We start from the raw sequence: 14,938 nt of genomic DNA, 5'->3' as shown, positions 1-14,938 counted from the left end.
GGCTTGCGCCGCCCGTCCGCCCCCGCCTGTCCCAGGGCCTGAGAGCTTTCGCGGGCCTGCTCCGCACGGGCGGAGACGGCCGCTTACCCCTTCGGCGGCCCCGGGTCCCGGGGCGCTTTCCAGACTGTCGTCACCATGGCGGGCGCGCGGTCCTTCTGCCTGAGAGATTCCGGGGGCGGTTGCTCCTTCGGCGGCGGGGCCCCCCGCCGGCGCCCCGCTCTCTCCCGCGCGTCCGCTCGCGGGACACCCCGCGACCGACGAGTCGCCCCTGCCCGAGGGCGCGCCAGCGGTCAATCGGGGGCATGGTGAAGGCGGGACGGAAGGGGGCGGTCAGCCGTCGCAGGAGATGACGGCCTTGCCCACGAGCCGGCCCGCCGCCATTGCCGCGAAGGCCTGCGGCGCCGCGGCGAACGGCACCTCAAGACCGACGTGGGGGCGGAACCGCCCGGCCTCAGCCAGCGCGTCGATGGCGCGGAGGTGACGCCGGCCGGCCTCGGGATCCTGCCGGCCGGCCTCGCCGGCGCGCACGCCGAGGACGGATGCGCCCTTGATCAGCACCCGGTTGAGCGGGATGGCAACCGGAGGGCCGGCGACGAACCCGACCACGAGGTAGCGTCCGCCCCAGGCGAGCGCTGCGAGGGCCGGCATGACGAACGGGCCGCCCACCGGGTCGAACACCACGTCCACCTGCCCCTTCACGGACGAGAGATCCGGCGCTGCACGGTCGACGAGGAGGGTCTCGTGCGCGCCCGCTGCCCGCGCGGCCGCAAGCTTCTCCGGAGTCGAGGCCGCCGCGACCACCCGGGCGCCGAGCGCCGCGCCCATCGCCACCGCGGCAAGCCCCATGCCGCCGCCGGCGCCCAGCACCAGCAGCCGCTCGCCGGGTGCAAGGCCGCCGCGCGCCACGAGCGCCACATGGGCGGTGAGCGCGCCGGTGGTGAAGCCGGCGGCCTCGCGGTCGCAGAGCGTCTCGGGCGCCGGGCGGAGCTGCGCCAGCGGCACGGTGACCCGCTCGGCGAGGAGCCCGGTGCGCGCGCCGACCAGCACACGCGCGCCAAGAAGATCGGCCGCCACCCCCTCCCCCACCGCCACCACGCGCCCCACGCCCTCCATGCCCGGCGTGAACGGGAGCGGCGGGCGATGCTGGTAGCCGCCCGAAAGCATGAGGAGATCGGGGTAGTTGAGGCCGACCGCGACCATCTCGACCGTCGCCTCGGCCGGCCCCGGCGGTGGCGCCTCTGCCACTTCGGCAAGCCTGAGCGCACCGATGCCGGCCAGCTCGTCGACCACCCACGCGCGCATCCCGCCACCCCTTTCTCTCCCGCCACCCTCGCGAATAGCAGGGGCTGGCGACGGGCTTCCACCCTCGCCAGATAACGCGCGTGCAAGAGATGCGGGAGGCGAGGCATGTGGACGTTCGGCCAGGTCTATGATGCGCTGGGAAGCCGGCTGGGAGAGGCGCCGGCGCTGATCCACGGCGACACCGTCGTCGACTGGGCCAGCTTCGACCGCATGACGAACGCGCTCGCCCGCGCCTTCATGGCCGCCGGCGCCGGGCCCGACAGCAAGGTCGCGCACCTCATGCGCAACTCGCCCGCCTATCTCCTCACGACGGCGGCCGCGTTCAAGGCGCGGATGGTGCACGTGAACGTGAACTACCGCTACGCGCCGGCCGAGCTCCACTACATCCTCGACAACTCGGATGCCCATGTCGTGGTGTTCGACGCCGAGTTCGCGGACGCGATGGAGGAGATCCGCCACGCGCTGCCCCTGGTCAAGCTGTGGCTGCAGGTGGGCGGCGAGACCCGCCCCTGGGCGTCTGCCTTCGACGCCGCCTGCGCCGGCCCGGCCGAGCCCATCGGCGCCGACCACCGCTATGGCGACCTCTTCTTCATCTACACCGGCGGCACCACCGGCATGCCGAAAGGGGTGATGTGGGAGCAGGGCGCGATCTTCACCCTGCTCGGCGGCGGCGCCCCCAACTTCTTCGCCGAACCCCCGAAGACGCTGGAAGCGCACATCGAGGCGGTTCTGGCCAACCCGACCCGCCGCAAGGCGCTGGTGCTGCCGCCGCTCATGCACGGCACCGGCCTCCTCATGGCCATCTATGCGCTGGCGCTGGGCGGCACGGTCATCACCCAGGCGACCCGCAGCTTCGATGCGGAGGATGCGCTCCGGCTGTGCGCTCTCTACAATCCGGATCTTGCCGTCATCGTCGGCGATGCCTTCGCCCGGCCGATCCTGCGCGCGCTCGAGGCGGGGAAAGGCACGCTTGGCGGCCTTCGGAACATGATCTCGTCGGGCACCATGTGGTCCCCGGAGGTGAAGGCCGGGCTCATCCGCCACGCCCCCGAGCTCACCTGCGTCGATGCCTATGGCTCGTCGGAGGGCCTCGGCTACGGCACGTCGGTCTCGACCGCGGCAGCGCCCGACGCACCCACCCGCTTCCAGCACGACCCCAACACCATCGTGCTCGGCGAGGACATGCGCCCGATCGAACCCGGCTCGGGGAAGATCGGCCGGATCGCCCGCACCGGGCTCGTGCCGCTCGGCTACTGGAAGGACCCGGAGAAGAGCGCGAAGACCTTCGTCGAGATCGACGGCCGCCGCTACACCATCCCCGGGGACTTCGCGACGCTCGAGGCCGACGGCTCGATCGTGCTCCTCGGCCGCGGCTCGCAGTGCATCAACACCGGCGGCGAGAAGGTCTTCCCCGAGGAAGTGGAGGAAGCGCTCAAGACCCACCCGGCCGTGGAAGACGCGCTCGTCTTCGGCGTGCCCGACGAGAAGTGGGGCCAGGCGGTGACGGCGGTGGTCGAGACCCGCGCGCCCGTGACCGAGGCCGAGCTCATCGCCCACGTCAAGGCCGGCCACGCCCACTACAAGGCGCCCAAGCGGGTGGTTGTCGTTCAGAAGGTGCCGCGGGCGCCCAACGGAAAGCCAGATTATGCGCGCGCCCGCGAGCTCGCTGCCGAAGCCGGGATCGCCGCCGCCGCCTGACCCGGGGGCGCTCCTGCCAGCGGCCCTGTCCCGCCTGCCAGCCCGGGACCGCCGTTACGCCTCGCCGAGGTGAGGCAGCTCGAAGCCGAAGGTGGCGCCCTTGCCGGGTGCCGAGCGGGCGAACACCCGGCCGCCGTGGCGCTCGACCACTCGCTTCACGAACGAGAGGCCAAGCCCTGCGCCCGACTCGGCCGGCTGCCCCTCGGCCGGGGCGAGGCGGCGGAACGGCTCCCAGAGCGTCTCCAGCTCCGCTTCGGGCACGCCCGGCCCGCGGTCGCTGACCGACAGCCGGACCCGGCCGTCTGCCACCTCGACCGCGGCATCCACCCGGCCGCCCCCGGCGCCATATTTCAGGGCATTGCCGACGAGGTTGTGGATCGCCCGGGTGAGGAGCGCCCGGTCGCCGAGGACCAGCGCCTCGGTCTCGGGCAGGTGCGTCTCGACCCGAAGGCCGCGCGCGCGGGCCTGGGGCCAGAGGTCGTCCACCGCATCGACCAGCGCGTCGGCAAGGTCCATGGGCGAGAGCGCCGGCGCTGCCGTTTCGGCGCGCGCGAACTGGACATACTGGTCGGCGAGCTCGAGCGTCTGCCGGGCGTAGCGGGCCAGCCGCTCGGCAAGCCCGGGCGGGATGTCGCGGCCCTCGGTGCCGAGCAGCGCCAGGATCGAGGCCTGGGGGGAGCGCATGTCGTGGGTAAGGAGGCGCAGCGCCTCCTCGCGCTGGCGCTCCGTCTCGCGCAGCCGGGTGATGTCGGCCAGCCGCAGGATCCAGCCGAGCGGCCGGCGCTGGTCATCCGAGAAGAAGGCGAGCCGCACGTCGAGCACGCGGCCGTCGAGAAGCTGCCACTCGCGCGGCTCGAGCGGCGGCAGGAGGCCGCGGCCCACCCGGGCGGCAAGGTCGATGACCTCGGGTTCGCCGCCGCGGATGGCAGGCGCGAGCGCACCGAGCACGGCCGCAACCGGGCGCCCCTCGGGGCTGCCGCCCACATGGGGCGCAAGAAGTGCGCGCGCGGCCTCGTTGGCGATGAGGACGGTGCCCTCGAGATCGGTCACCAGCGCGGCGTCGGGCAGGCTGTCGAGCGATTCGGCGATGAACCGCTTGAGGTTGCGCACGTCCTCGATGGCCCCGTGCATGAGCGCCACCTGGCGGGCGACCGGGTCTCCCACTGGCACTTCCCGCTCGGCGCGGAGGAAGCCGCCCTCGCCGGCGAGGGTCTCGAGCTCGGCGGCCATGTAGCGGTTGGCGAAGTCGAGCCGCCGCCAGCCCCACAGCGGGAAGAGGAGTACGAGCGCGACGAGCGCGTTGGCAGGCGGCACCCACCAGCCGGCTGCCACCAGAGCCGCCGACGCTGCGAGCAACAGCACGGCCATGAGCGCGCCGATCCAGAGGTTCGGCCGCGGCTTCAAGAGCAGGAGACCGGCCATCAGCACGAGCACGGGGACAAGGCCGAAGGCGAGGCGGGCGGGATAGGGCGCCTCGCGGATCACGTCGCCCGCGCGCTGGCCGTCGAGCGCGTTGGCGAGGAGCTCCACACCCGCCATGGTCTCCGCCTTGCCCGAGACCGGCGTGGCGAACCGGTCGCCGAGGCCCGCCCCGGTCGCCCCTACGAGCACGATCCGGCCCTTGAGGAACGCATCCGGCGTCCGCCCCTCGAGCACGTCGACGAAGGCGGCGTGGCGGAAGCCCCCAGGCAAGGGGGCAAATCGGATCCGCGCCTCCCGGCTCCCGAACAGGCGGGTGCCGGAGGGGGGCGGGGGCGCAAGGGTTCTGGCGGTGCCGTCGGCGAGCGCGCGGACCGAATCGAGGAAGTGGGGCACGGGCGCGCCGTCCGGGCGCGCGAGACGCTCGATGGCGCGCAGCACGCCGTCGCGGTCGGGGCGCAGGCTCGCGTGGCCGACGGCGGCCGCTGCGGCAGCGAGCGGCGGGATGGGCAGCCGCACATCCGATGCCCGACCGTCCGCGCCCGGCACCTCGATCTGGTAGGGGAGCACCACGTTGCCCGCGCGAACAAGCGCCGCCGCCAGCAGCCGGTCGTCCTCGGGGTCGGGCGCGGGCTCGAGGAACAGCACGTCGTAGCCGATGACGGCGGCGCCCGCCGCGCGGAGCCGGTCGATGAGCTCGGCATGCCGCCGGCGCGGCCACGGCCATTCCCCGAGCGCCCGAAGACTGCGGTCGTCGATCGCGACGATCTGGATGTCCGCCGACGGGCGCCTCGGACTGAGCCGCACGGCAGCGTCATAGAGGAGGTTGTCGAGCCGGCTGAGCGGCTCCGTCCAGGTGGCGAGCGCGAGCACTCCCACCGCAACCATCAGCAGCGCAAGCCATTCGCCCAGAAGGCCGCGCCGCATGCCGGAAAAGCCCCCCGGCCTGCGCACAGCCCGCCCTTCGACGGCCGCCTGGCCCTCCGACCCGGCTTCGGGAGCGCTCCGGGGCGGAGCGTCAGCCCGCACGCGCCCCGGGGACGCCCTCGGCTCGCGCGCGCGCCCGCCGGAGCGCGAGCCCGACGAGCCCGAAGCCAGCCAGCAGCATCGCCCACACCTTCGGCTCGGGCACCAAGGCTGCCCGCGCACCCGTCGCGCTGGGCGCCGGCTGGAGCGTCACCACGGGCGCGGCCTCGGGTGGCACGCTGGTCGCGACGGCCGGCGCAAGCTCTCCGAGCGCCATGGGGTGCGCCGCAACGGAAGCGCGCGAAGGAAAGGCTGCCGCGAACGGCCTGACAGCGGGGGGCAGGGCCCAGTCACGCGCGCCGCTGCCCCAGGGCACGATGCCTCCGAAGCCGTCGGGCGACACTGCAAGGACACCGGCTCCGCCAGCACCGGCCCGGCCAATCCCCAACTCCACGCCCCACGCGGCAGGCCACCGGCCCGCGCCCAGCGACCACCGCGCGGGCGGGCTTGTGGAACCCATATCGGCAAGCGCGGTCACATCCGCCGCCTCGCCCCCGTCACCTTCCTCGACCTCCCGGCCGCCGAGCGTCTCGGCATAGAGCTTCGCGACCGGGCGGGCGACGGCAGCGAGCCCTTCGCCGAGATCTCCGGAACGCGCCGCGCCGGCAGGCGGCTCCGCCCCCCCGTCTCCGCCCGCGGTGCCGGCGGCTCCGCCAGCTGCCGGGCCGGACGCGGCAACGGCCGCGCCCTCCCTCGGGCGATCGAAGCTGAAGCGCGCGGGAAGACCCTCGAGGCCGTCGGGGGTCACCGCCGTCACCATCAGATGGTAGCGCCCGGCCGGAAGTCCCTCGAGGGCAAAGCGGCCGTCGGCCGACTCCGCCTCGGCCACGGGGTTGCGGAAGTCCGGGTCGGTCGCGATCACGGCGCGGAAGGCGAGGCCCGGGAGCGGCCGCACGGCAAAGCGGGCTTCCGGGCCCGCCTGCACGGCCGGCATGGCGAGCGCGACCGGCGGAGCCGGCAGCCGCACCACCGCGCCGGGGCCAGCGGGGCCAAAGACAACGCCCGTGCCCGCGCCCAGCATCCGTTCCGCCGCTGCGCCGGCGGTGACCCCCACGCGGCCCTCGAGGACGCCGGCGGTCGCGCGCTGGCCCTGAGGCGTGAAGCTCACGCGGAACTCCGTGCCGCGGACGGCGGCCACCCCCACCGGGGTTGTCACCTCGTGGCGGCTGGTCGGGTCGGGCAGCGGGACCACGCGCGAGGTCACCCGCCCCTCGAGGATCCGGATCCGCCGGTCGAGCGCACCGTTCAGGCTGTAACGGCGCAGCCGGTCGAAGCGGACGGCGGTGGCCGTGGGGAGGGCAACCTCGGTGCCGTCGGGCAGGCGCAGCGTCACGAACCCGACCGGCCCGGTCGCGATCGCCTCGCCCTCGTGAACGCGAAGGCCAAGCCGCGCCGGACGGCTTTGACCGGCGGATTCCACCCGGACGTCGCCGCGGAAGGCGACGATCTCGGCGGATGCCGGCGCATGGCGCAGCCAGCCGGTATCGAGCCTGAGCCTGAGGCCGGCAGGAAGCGGGGCGCGCGGCCCGACGCCGCCCAGCAGGGCCGCGTTGAGGGCCCGCGCACGCTGCCAGTCCTCCGGCGCCCGGAAGTGGGCTTCGGCAAGGCCAGCCAGCGTGTCGCCGGCGGCCGTCTCGTAGATCACCTGGTCGCCGCTGTCCTGCGCGCGCGCGGGCAGCGCCGGGCCGCCCGCGCGGGGGCCGACCGATGCCCCCGCCAGGAGCAGCAGGGCAGGCGCAAGCCAGGGGATCATGGCGACGACCTCATGGGCGGGCGGCTGGCACCTCCGTCATCTCTGGCGACGCGCGGGCGGCGGACGCCTCCCCATCGTTTTCCTCCGGCATCGCCCGCTCGAGCCGATACCCGTAGGAGTAGACAGGAAGCAACCTGTAGCCGGATTCGGCGCGAAGGTTGAGCTTCGCCCTCACCTTCGAGACATGCGCATCGAGCGTGCGCGACTCGAGGTCGGCGGCGGTGCCCCAGACGGTCTCGAGCAACCAGGAGCGCGCGAGCGGCCGGGCGAGGTTCTCGAAGAAGGTCAGCGCAAGCGCGAACTCCTTGGCGGTGAGCTTCACCACCCTGTCGCCGAAGCTGACCGTCTCGTTCGCGCGGTCGAACGTGTAGGTGCCGAACCGCACGACGGGCGCGACCGGCTTCTGCATCGCTGCCCGCCTCAGGATCGCGTCGACGCGCGCCAGGAACACTTCCGGCACCAGCGGCTTCACGATGTAGTCGTCGGCGCCGGCCTCGAGCCCCGTCACCACGTCGGAATGATCGGCGCGCGCGGTGAGCATCAGCACGGGGGTCGCGGCAAAGGGGCCCTGGCGCATCAGGCGCAGCACCTCGACTCCGTCGAGCCCTGGCATGCTCCAGTCGAGCACGACGAGATCGTAGGTCTCGTGCCGCAGGCGCGCCACTAGTGCGCGGCCGGAATGCAGCACGTCACAGCTGTGGCCGGCCCCCTCGAGCAGGGACCGCACGAGGTCCGCCTGGGCGCGGTCGTCATCCACCACGGCGCAGCGCATGGCTCACTCCAGTCTCGCATTTAGTGCGGCGCCGTGTGTAGCACGATGGCCGGGCGACGATTGTTAACGATCTTTTCCGTGGCCCCACGCCAGCCGCAGCGGGCCGGACGCGCGCACGAGCGCGGAAATCTGCGGATGGCGCGTCTCCCCCCATTGTGTTTCGCATTTGTTTCGGCTCATGGCAGCGCCAGTCCTGCGGAGGGTGGGCTCCGCGGTTGGGGTCACGATCTTGGGGAAAGGGGAAATCGGATGGCAACGAAGAAGCCGAACGCGCTCCAGACGCCGCTCACGCCGTCGGCCGAGCTGGCCGCGATCGTCGGCAAGGACGCGATCGCCCGGGGCGAGGCGGTGAAGCGGGTGTGGGACTACATCAAGAAGCACAACCTCCAGGATTCGAAGGACAAGCGGCGGATCAACGCCGATGCGGCGCTGAAGCGGGTGTTCGGCCGCGACAGCTGCACCATGTTCGAGATGAACAAGTATCTGGCCCAGCACCTGAAGTAGGGGCCGGTCAGGCGAAGCGGCCGGGTCCGCTCGCGGGCGGACCCGCTGCCGCCGCGAGCGCCCGGGGCGGGAGCCGGGTGAGCCGCGCCGAAAGCGTGAGGAGCGAAGGCACGAGGCTGGCCAGGAGCGCAAGGCGCGCCTGCCGCGCGGGTCCTTCGCCCACCAGGCGCTGCAGGCGCGTGGCACGGCGCAGCGCTGGCCCTGCGTCGGCAGCCAGTCGCGCGGCATAGCCCTGCGCGCCGCTCCCCTCGAGCAGGGCGGTAGCGGCCAGGCGGGCTCCGTGCAGCGCAAGGCCCATGCCGTCGCCCGTGAAGCTCGGAATGACGGTGGCCTGGTCGCCCACCGGCAGCCGCGTCGGCGGCGCGCCCGGCTCCGGCTGCCAGAGGTAGCCGTAGGGCACCCGGCCGATGGCGAGCGGCCGGTCGAGGAGCGGCACGGCATCGGCCAGCCGGCGTGCGAGGTGCGGAGTCTCGGCCAGGAGGCTCGCAAGCAGCGACTCGAACCGGCCGCCCGCGGCCTGGTAGCGGTTGGCCGAGACAAGGAGGCAGAGGTTCGCCATCTGCCGCTCGACGAGCTGCAGCCCGGCATAGCCGCCCTCGAACAGGATGAGCTCGACGTGATCCGCCAGCGCCTCGCGCATGTCCGGGCGCAGCCGGAAGTAGGTCTTGAACCCGAGCTGGTGGTCGAGCGTGCCCGACCGGTCGCGGAAGGCACCGCGCAGCGCGTGCTTGCCGGTGGCCACCAGCGTGACGGGTGCCGAGAGCGGGCCGAAGCTGGTGGCGAGCGTTCCGTCCGGCTCCAGCGCCCGCACGTGGCAGCCGCGGATGACCCGCGCGCCCGCCGCTGCCGCACGGTCGAGGAGCGCGGCATCGAGCCGGAGGCGGCTCAGGGAGAGGCCGGTGAAGCCGAGGGGGGCCGAAACCACGCGCTGGCCGGCCACCAGCCGCACGTGGCGGATGGGGACGGCGCCGAGCGCGACGAGGTCCACCCCGAGATCGGCGAGCCAGGCCTGCGCCTCCCAGGAGAGGAACTCGCCGCAGATGCGGTGGCGGGGGTGGAGGTCGCGCTCCAGCACGGTGACGGCGAGGCCCGCCCGGGCAAGCCAGGTGGCGACCGCCGAACCGGCAAGCCCGCCGCCGGCGACGAGGGCATCGGGCGGGCGCCGGCCCCCCGTCACGGCCCGCCCTGCGTCACGGCTTCACCCGGCCGACGCACAGCCGGAACGGGACGTGCCAGGAGACCTTGGCGCCAGCAATGCCGGCCTCGGCGAGGAGGCGCCGCCAGTCGGCGGGAACGAACGCCCGGGCCACCGACAGCGGCCCGTCATGGCGGACGAACCGGTGCCAGCGCATCGCCGCCGCCAGCAGCGCGAACCCGTGGTGAGCAAGCAGGTGGCGGTGAAGATCGTTCACGAACCAGCCGTGGCTTGCCGTGCCCTCCATCCAGCGCAGGAAGCGGACCACCCCGGCATCGTCGAGATGGTGGGCGAAGAGCGCGCTCGTCACGACATGCGGCCGAGGGTCGGGGGCGGCCGCGAAGATGTCGGCCGTGATCCACGTGACCCCCATGGCGGGCGGGGTCGCGGCGCGCGCAGCGGCGATGGCCTGAGGGTTGAGATCGACGCCGACGAGGCGCGGGCTCAGCCCCCGCCGCACCGCCCAGCGGTGGATCGCCCGCAGCATCCCGCCCTGGCCGGCGCCGGCGTCGAGGAGGCGGAGCTCGGCGCCCGCAGGCCAGCCCGCCGTCAGCCGGGCGAGGAAGCCAAGGGTCGGGCGCGCGGCCAGCGTCAGCCGGTTCACCGTATCGAGGTCGGCAAGGCAGGCGGCGAAGTCGGCGTCGGAGATGGCGAGCGTGTCCATCCACTCCGGCTCCACCGAGCGGCGGGAGAGGTCGCGGCGGACGAGAAGGCGCGGCGCCGGCGGCCCGGCCCCGCCCTCCGCCCCTTCAGAGGCGCCGGAAGCGGAACGACTCACAGGCGAGCCCGGGGCCGAAGGCCATGGCCAGGCCGGACTCGGGGCCGTCGGCGCTGCGCGGCGCCGCCATCAGCCGCTCGAGGATGAACATGATGGTGGCCGACGACATGTTGCCGAAGTCCCTCAGCACCGAACGCGAGACACGCAGCCGGTCGGAGGCGAGCTTGAGCCCAGCCTCGACCGCATCGAGGATCGCGCGGCCGCCGGCGTGGACGGCGTAGAGCGCATAGTCCTCTGGCCGCCGCCCGCGCAGCAGGCCGTCGGGGGCGTTGCGGATCTCCTCCTCGGCCATGGCCGCCTGGATCCGCCGCGGCACCTCGCCCGAAAGACCGATGTCGAAGCCGGTGTCGCCGATGTCCCAGGTGATGAGGCCGCCGCTGTCGGGGATGGCGATCGAGAGGAAGTCCTCGAGCGCAAGCCCCTTCGGCTCGGCGGTCACCAGCGCTGCGCTCGCGCCGTCGCCGAAAAGCATCATCGAGAGCAGGCTCTCGAGGTTGCGCGTGTCCTGGAAGTGAAGCGTGCACATCTCGAGGTTGACGACGACCACCCGCGCGTCCCGATCGGACCGGACGATGTGGTGGGCAAGCCGCAGCGAATTGACGGCGGCGTAGCAGCCCATGAAGCCGACGACGGTGCGCTCCACGTCGGGCCGCATCCCGGTCCGGGCGATGAGCACCTGGTCGAGGCCGGGGGCCATGAAGCCGGTGCAGGAGGCCACGACGAGATGGGTCACCTCCTGCGGGTCGACTCCGAGCTTCGTCACCACCTCGGCGGCGAGATCGGGCGCCGTCGCGCCGAAGCGCTTCATCCGTTCGGCCGTCGTCGGGAACCGGTTGGGGAAGTAGAAGCCGCCCGCTTCGGTCACGAACCCGGCCGGGTCGAACACGGGCTCGACGGTCGAGAAACGGTGCTCGATACCCGAGCGGCCGGCGAGCCTCCTGAACAGGATGCGCTCGCGGCTCTCGCCGAGCAGGTCCTCGACGAAGCGCTCGAAGGCGCGATGCACGTCATAAGGGGGGACGGCGGTCGCGATGCGGTTGACATGGGCCACCGTGGCCGGGGCCGAGATGACGGATGGAGCGGAAGCGGCGGCGCGCGTCATGCAATGCCCTTCTCGCACGGCCGCGCGGCGCGGTCGAGGCGGCCGGGGCGCGGCTCAACGGCGCGCCAGCGGGTGGCGCGCCGCGACGGTCTCGACCAGGTGCTTCGTTGCGACATGCGTGTAGCGCTCCGTCGTCGAGATGTCGGCGTGGCCGAGCAGGGTCTGCAGGGTCCTCAGATCGGCGCCGCTCTCGAGCATGTGCGTGGCAAAAGCGTGGCGCAGCACGTGCGGCGAGACCCGCTCCGGCGGCACCCCGGCAGCGGCGGCAAGCTCCCGCACCAGGTTGAAGAGCTGCGCCCGCGAGAGATGCCCGCGGCCGGAGGGAAAGAGATAGGGACTCTCCTTCGGGACATGGGCAAGCCAGCGGGCAACCGCCGCAAGCGCCGGCCGCGAGATCGGGATCATCCGCTCGCGCCCGCCCTTGCCGCGGACGATGGCGACCGGCTCGCCGGGGCGGATGGCGTTGCGCGGCAGGCCCACGAGCTCGCTTGCCCGCAAGCCCGAGCCGTAGAGCAGCTCGAGGAGCGCGACCAGCCGGTCGGCGCGCGGGCCGGGCTCGTCGCGCGCGCGGCGCCCGGCCTCGGCGAGCATCGCCTCCACTTCGTGGCGCGCCAGCGTCCGCGGCAGCGACCGGCCGGCCTTCACCGGGTCGAGCCGGGCCATCGGGTCGTCGCGGCGGATGCCTTCCTTCAGGAGGAAGCCGAAGAAGCGCCGAAGCGCCGAGCGCCGGCGCGCGACGGTCGCCGCCGAGAGCCCGGCGAAGCCCTCGAAGAGCCGCGCCATCTCGGCCTCGCCCGCTGCCAGGAGGCGGCCGCCGACCGCTGCGGAGGCCAGCGCCAGATCCCGCCCGTAGGCAAGCCGGGTGTTCGCCGCCGCGCCCTTCTCGGCCGCGAGGAAGTCGAGGAAGAGCGCGATCGCCCGAGCATCGGGTAGCGCGGCGCCAGCCGCCTCCGCGCTGCCCGGCTCCGGCTCAGGCACCGAAGGCGAGCCGGAGGCCCGGCTCCGGCCAGCGGGCGACGACGAGCCGGCCGGAGGTCGAGAGGCAGATCGCGGCATCGCGCATGTCCGCCCCACCGAAGGCGATGTTGGTGGTGAGGAGGTCGGGGAACGGCGTGATCTCGACCGCGCCGGTCGCCGGGTCCACCGTCGCGATGCCGGCGTTCTCGACGAGCGTTGCCTGGGCGATCTTCCCCGAGGCGAGCACGGCCATCGAATCGAGGAGCGTCCGGCCCGGGAAGCTCGCCACCACCCGGCCCGGCAGCGCGCCAAGGAAGGGCGGCGCCACCTCGCCCGGCCCGGTCACGTCGAAGGCGAGGATCAGCCGCTCCTCGGTCAGCGCACCATAGACGGTGCGCCCGTCGGGCGAGAGGCCGACCCCGTTGATGAGCGGGCCATATTGCGCGCAGCGGATGGTCTTGCCGTCCGGCGTTGCCCAGTAGAGGCCGCCATGGTCGCGGTGGTGGGCGAAGGCCTTGCCGAGGTCGGAGAACCAGAAGCTGCCGTCGGCGGCGAAGACGAGATCGTTCGGCCCCGACAGCCGGTGGCCGTCGACTTCGGCATAGACCCGCTCGACCCGGCCGGTCGCAAGATCGACCCGCTCGATCCGGCCCGTCTCGTAGTCGTCGGCGGCACCTCCCGGAATCAGCATGCCGTCGACGTTGGCCCAGCGGAAGCCGCCGTTGTTGGTGACCCAGACGGCGCCATCGGGGCCGATGGCCGCACCGTTCGGCCCGCCGCCGGTCTCGGCGACCACCTGCCTGCGGCCGTCGCGGGTCACGCGCGTGAGCCGGCCGGCGGCAATTTCGGTCACGAGGATCGAGCCGTCGTCGAGCCAGACCGGCCCCTCGGGGAAGGCAAGGCCCTCGGCGACCAGCTTGAACTCCATTTCTCCCTCCGCGTTCCGGTTCCCGTGCGCGTTCCTGACGAAAGGGCGTGACAGGCGCAACCCCGTTCGCCTAATGTTCCGCCATGGACGCTTCTCCCGCCCTCCTGCTCCTCGTCGGCCTTGCTGCCCTTTTGGCCGGGCTGGTTGCGGCCTGGTTTGCCTGGGGCCGGCCGCTTGCCAGCGCCCGGAGCGCGCTCGCCGGCCGCACCGCCGAGGCCGAGGGGCTGCGCGAGCGGCTCCTGCGGGCGGAGCCGGCGCTTGCGCGGCTTGCCGAGCTCGAGGCTGAGCTTGCCGCCCGCAACGCCGCTGCCGCCGAGCGGGACCGCGCGCACGCGGAGCAGCTTGCCCAGCTCCGCGGCGAGTTCGAGCGGCTGGCGGGCGCTGCGCTTGCGAGCGCGCAGGAGCGGTTCGCCCAGCAGGCGGCCGAGACGCTGAAGGCGCACCGCGCCGAGGCCGAGAAGGGGCTTGCCGAGCAGAAGCAGGCCCTGGCCGAGCTCGTCCAGCCGGTCCGCGAGACGCTCGGCCGCTACGAAGAGGGCCTGAAGGCGCTCGAGCAGAAGCGCGAGCAGGCCTATGGCTCGCTCTCCGAGCAGCTGCGGTCGCTCGTCCAGGCCGAGGAGGCCATGCGCGCCGAGGCGGGCCGGATCGTCGCCGCGCTCAAGGGTTCGGCGCGGACCGCCGGCGCGTGGGGCGAGGCCCAGCTCCGCCGCGTGCTCGAGGTGGGAGGTCTCGCCGAAGGCATCGACTTCACCCTCCAGCCCAGCGCCGAGACGGCGGAGGGCGGGCGCAGCCGGCCGGATGCCATCATCCACCTGCCCGGCGGCCGCCAGCTCATCGTCGATGCGAAGTGCGCTCTCGACGACCATGTCGCAGCCCAGGAGGCAACGACCGACCGCGAGCGGGCCGAGGCGCGCGCCCGCCACGCCGCGCGCGTGCGCGCGCACGCCAGGACGCTCTCCGAAAAGGCCTACTGGGACCAGTTCGAGGACACGCCCGACTTCGTCCTCATGTTCGTGCCGGGCGAGAACTTCCTGACCGCCGCGCTCGAGGAGGACCCCGGCCTCCACCTCTGGGCCATGGAACGCAAGGTGCTGCTCGTCGGGCCCACCAACCTGCTCGCCATCGCCCGGGTGGTGGCCATGGTCTGGCGGCAGGAGAAGATGGCCAAGGAAGCCCGCGCCATCGGGGACCTCGGCGCCGAGCTCTACGAGCGGCTGACGGTGATGGCCGGGCACATGAACCGGGTGGGCAGGAACCTCGACGAGACCGCGCGGGCGTGGAATGCCTTCGTCGGATCGGTCGAGGGGCGCGTGCTGGTGACGGGGCGGAAGCTCGGCGAGCTCGGCGCCAACCGCAAGGGCGAGCCGCTGCCCGAGGCCCGCGGGGTGGAGACGACGCTGCGTCTCGTGCAGGCCGAGGAGGCCCGGCGGCTGGCCGAGGGCGGGTGAGCGGGAGGGTGACGCGCGGCGCGGTGGGAAGGGGAGTTGAAGGCCGCGCCCGGCGC

General features: G+C 73.6%; 11 protein-coding genes, 2 pseudogenes and 2 riboswitches. Of the genes and pseudogenes, 3 read left to right on the top strand and 10 right to left on the bottom strand.

The features are described from left to right. Positions 1-16: 16 nt before the first annotated feature. Positions 17-133, bottom strand: a riboswitch (glycine riboswitch). A gap of 8 nt (positions 134-141) precedes the next feature. Further along, positions 142-237: riboswitch (glycine riboswitch) on the bottom strand. Positions 238-330: 93 nt separating this feature from the next. Beyond that, a complete protein-coding gene (locus tag H3H34_RS00345; protein ID WP_194743288.1) occupies positions 331-1,302 on the bottom strand; it encodes a zinc-binding dehydrogenase in 972 nt (323 codons plus the stop codon). Between the two features lie 105 nt (positions 1,303-1,407). Here H3H34_RS00345 and H3H34_RS00340 point away from each other — a divergent pair, with 105 nt between their 5' ends. Further along, complete coding sequence (locus tag H3H34_RS00340; protein WP_194743287.1) at positions 1,408-3,000, top strand: AMP-binding protein; 1,593 nt, start codon at positions 1,408-1,410, stop codon at positions 2,998-3,000. A gap of 54 nt (positions 3,001-3,054) precedes the next feature. Here the strand turns inward: H3H34_RS00340 and H3H34_RS00335 are convergent, their stop codons facing one another. The 4 genes and pseudogenes from H3H34_RS00335 to H3H34_RS00325 all read right to left on the bottom strand — a co-directional run bounded on the left by H3H34_RS00335 (position 3,055) and on the right by H3H34_RS00325 (position 7,970). Continuing rightward, a complete protein-coding gene (locus tag H3H34_RS00335) occupies positions 3,055-5,346 on the bottom strand; it encodes a CHASE2 domain-containing protein (RefSeq protein WP_194743286.1) in 2,292 nt (763 codons plus the stop codon). Positions 5,347-5,437: 91 nt separating this feature from the next. Then, positions 5,438-5,557: pseudogene (locus H3H34_RS14070) on the bottom strand (PEPxxWA-CTERM sorting domain-containing protein); the annotation flags it as partial. 951 nt (positions 5,558-6,508) lie between these two features. Beyond that, positions 6,509-7,198: pseudogene (locus tag H3H34_RS14065) on the bottom strand (FecR family protein); the annotation flags it as partial. A gap of 10 nt (positions 7,199-7,208) precedes the next feature. Next, positions 7,209-7,970 carry a response regulator transcription factor gene (locus H3H34_RS00325; protein WP_194743285.1) on the bottom strand — a complete coding sequence of 254 codons (762 nt, stop codon included), beginning with the start codon at positions 7,968-7,970 and terminating at the stop codon, positions 7,209-7,211. Between the two features lie 249 nt (positions 7,971-8,219). Between H3H34_RS00325 and H3H34_RS00320 the strand changes: the two genes are divergently transcribed. Then, the gene (locus tag H3H34_RS00320) at positions 8,220-8,474 is read left to right on the top strand and encodes an SWIB/MDM2 domain-containing protein (RefSeq protein ID WP_194743284.1); all 255 of its coding nucleotides are present in this window, start codon (positions 8,220-8,222) and stop codon (positions 8,472-8,474) included. A gap of 7 nt (positions 8,475-8,481) precedes the next feature. On the opposite strand, the gene H3H34_RS00315 is transcribed toward H3H34_RS00320, so the two are convergent. From H3H34_RS00315 to H3H34_RS00295, 5 genes are read right to left on the bottom strand one after another with little or no spacing between them, the layout of a single operon-like run. Next, entirely contained in the window at positions 8,482-9,651 is a 1,170-nt protein-coding gene (locus H3H34_RS00315; protein ID WP_194743283.1) for an NAD(P)/FAD-dependent oxidoreductase, read from the bottom strand. 13 nt (positions 9,652-9,664) lie between these two features. Beyond that, entirely contained in the window at positions 9,665-10,447 is a 783-nt protein-coding gene (locus tag H3H34_RS00310; protein WP_328830810.1) for a methyltransferase domain-containing protein, read from the bottom strand. Beyond that, on the bottom strand, positions 10,419-11,549 hold the full coding sequence (locus H3H34_RS00305; RefSeq protein ID WP_194743282.1) for a type III polyketide synthase: 1,131 nt from the start codon (positions 11,547-11,549) through the stop codon (positions 10,419-10,421). The genes H3H34_RS00310 and H3H34_RS00305 overlap by 29 nt, the downstream gene beginning before the upstream one ends. Positions 11,550-11,603: 54 nt before the next feature. Next, entirely contained in the window at positions 11,604-12,527 is a 924-nt protein-coding gene (locus H3H34_RS00300) for a tyrosine-type recombinase/integrase (protein ID WP_328830807.1), read from the bottom strand. Next, the gene (locus H3H34_RS00295) at positions 12,520-13,434 is read right to left on the bottom strand and encodes an SMP-30/gluconolactonase/LRE family protein (RefSeq protein WP_194743280.1); all 915 of its coding nucleotides are present in this window, start codon (positions 13,432-13,434) and stop codon (positions 12,520-12,522) included. Before H3H34_RS00295 ends, H3H34_RS00300 begins: the two co-directional genes overlap by 8 nt. Before the next feature lie 83 nt (positions 13,435-13,517). Between H3H34_RS00295 and H3H34_RS00290 the strand changes: the two genes are divergently transcribed. Next, positions 13,518-14,882, top strand: a complete 1,365-nt coding sequence (locus tag H3H34_RS00290) for a DNA recombination protein RmuC (protein WP_194743279.1) — start codon at positions 13,518-13,520, stop codon at positions 14,880-14,882. Positions 14,883-14,938: the final 56 nt, after the last annotated feature.

Source organism: Thermaurantiacus tibetensis (assembly GCF_015354055.1).
Taxonomy (GTDB): domain Bacteria; phylum Pseudomonadota; class Alphaproteobacteria; order Sphingomonadales; family Sphingomonadaceae; genus Thermaurantiacus; species Thermaurantiacus tibetensis.
The sequence above is the reverse complement of the archived record's forward strand: the minus strand, read 5'-3'. Positions and strand labels throughout refer to the sequence as shown.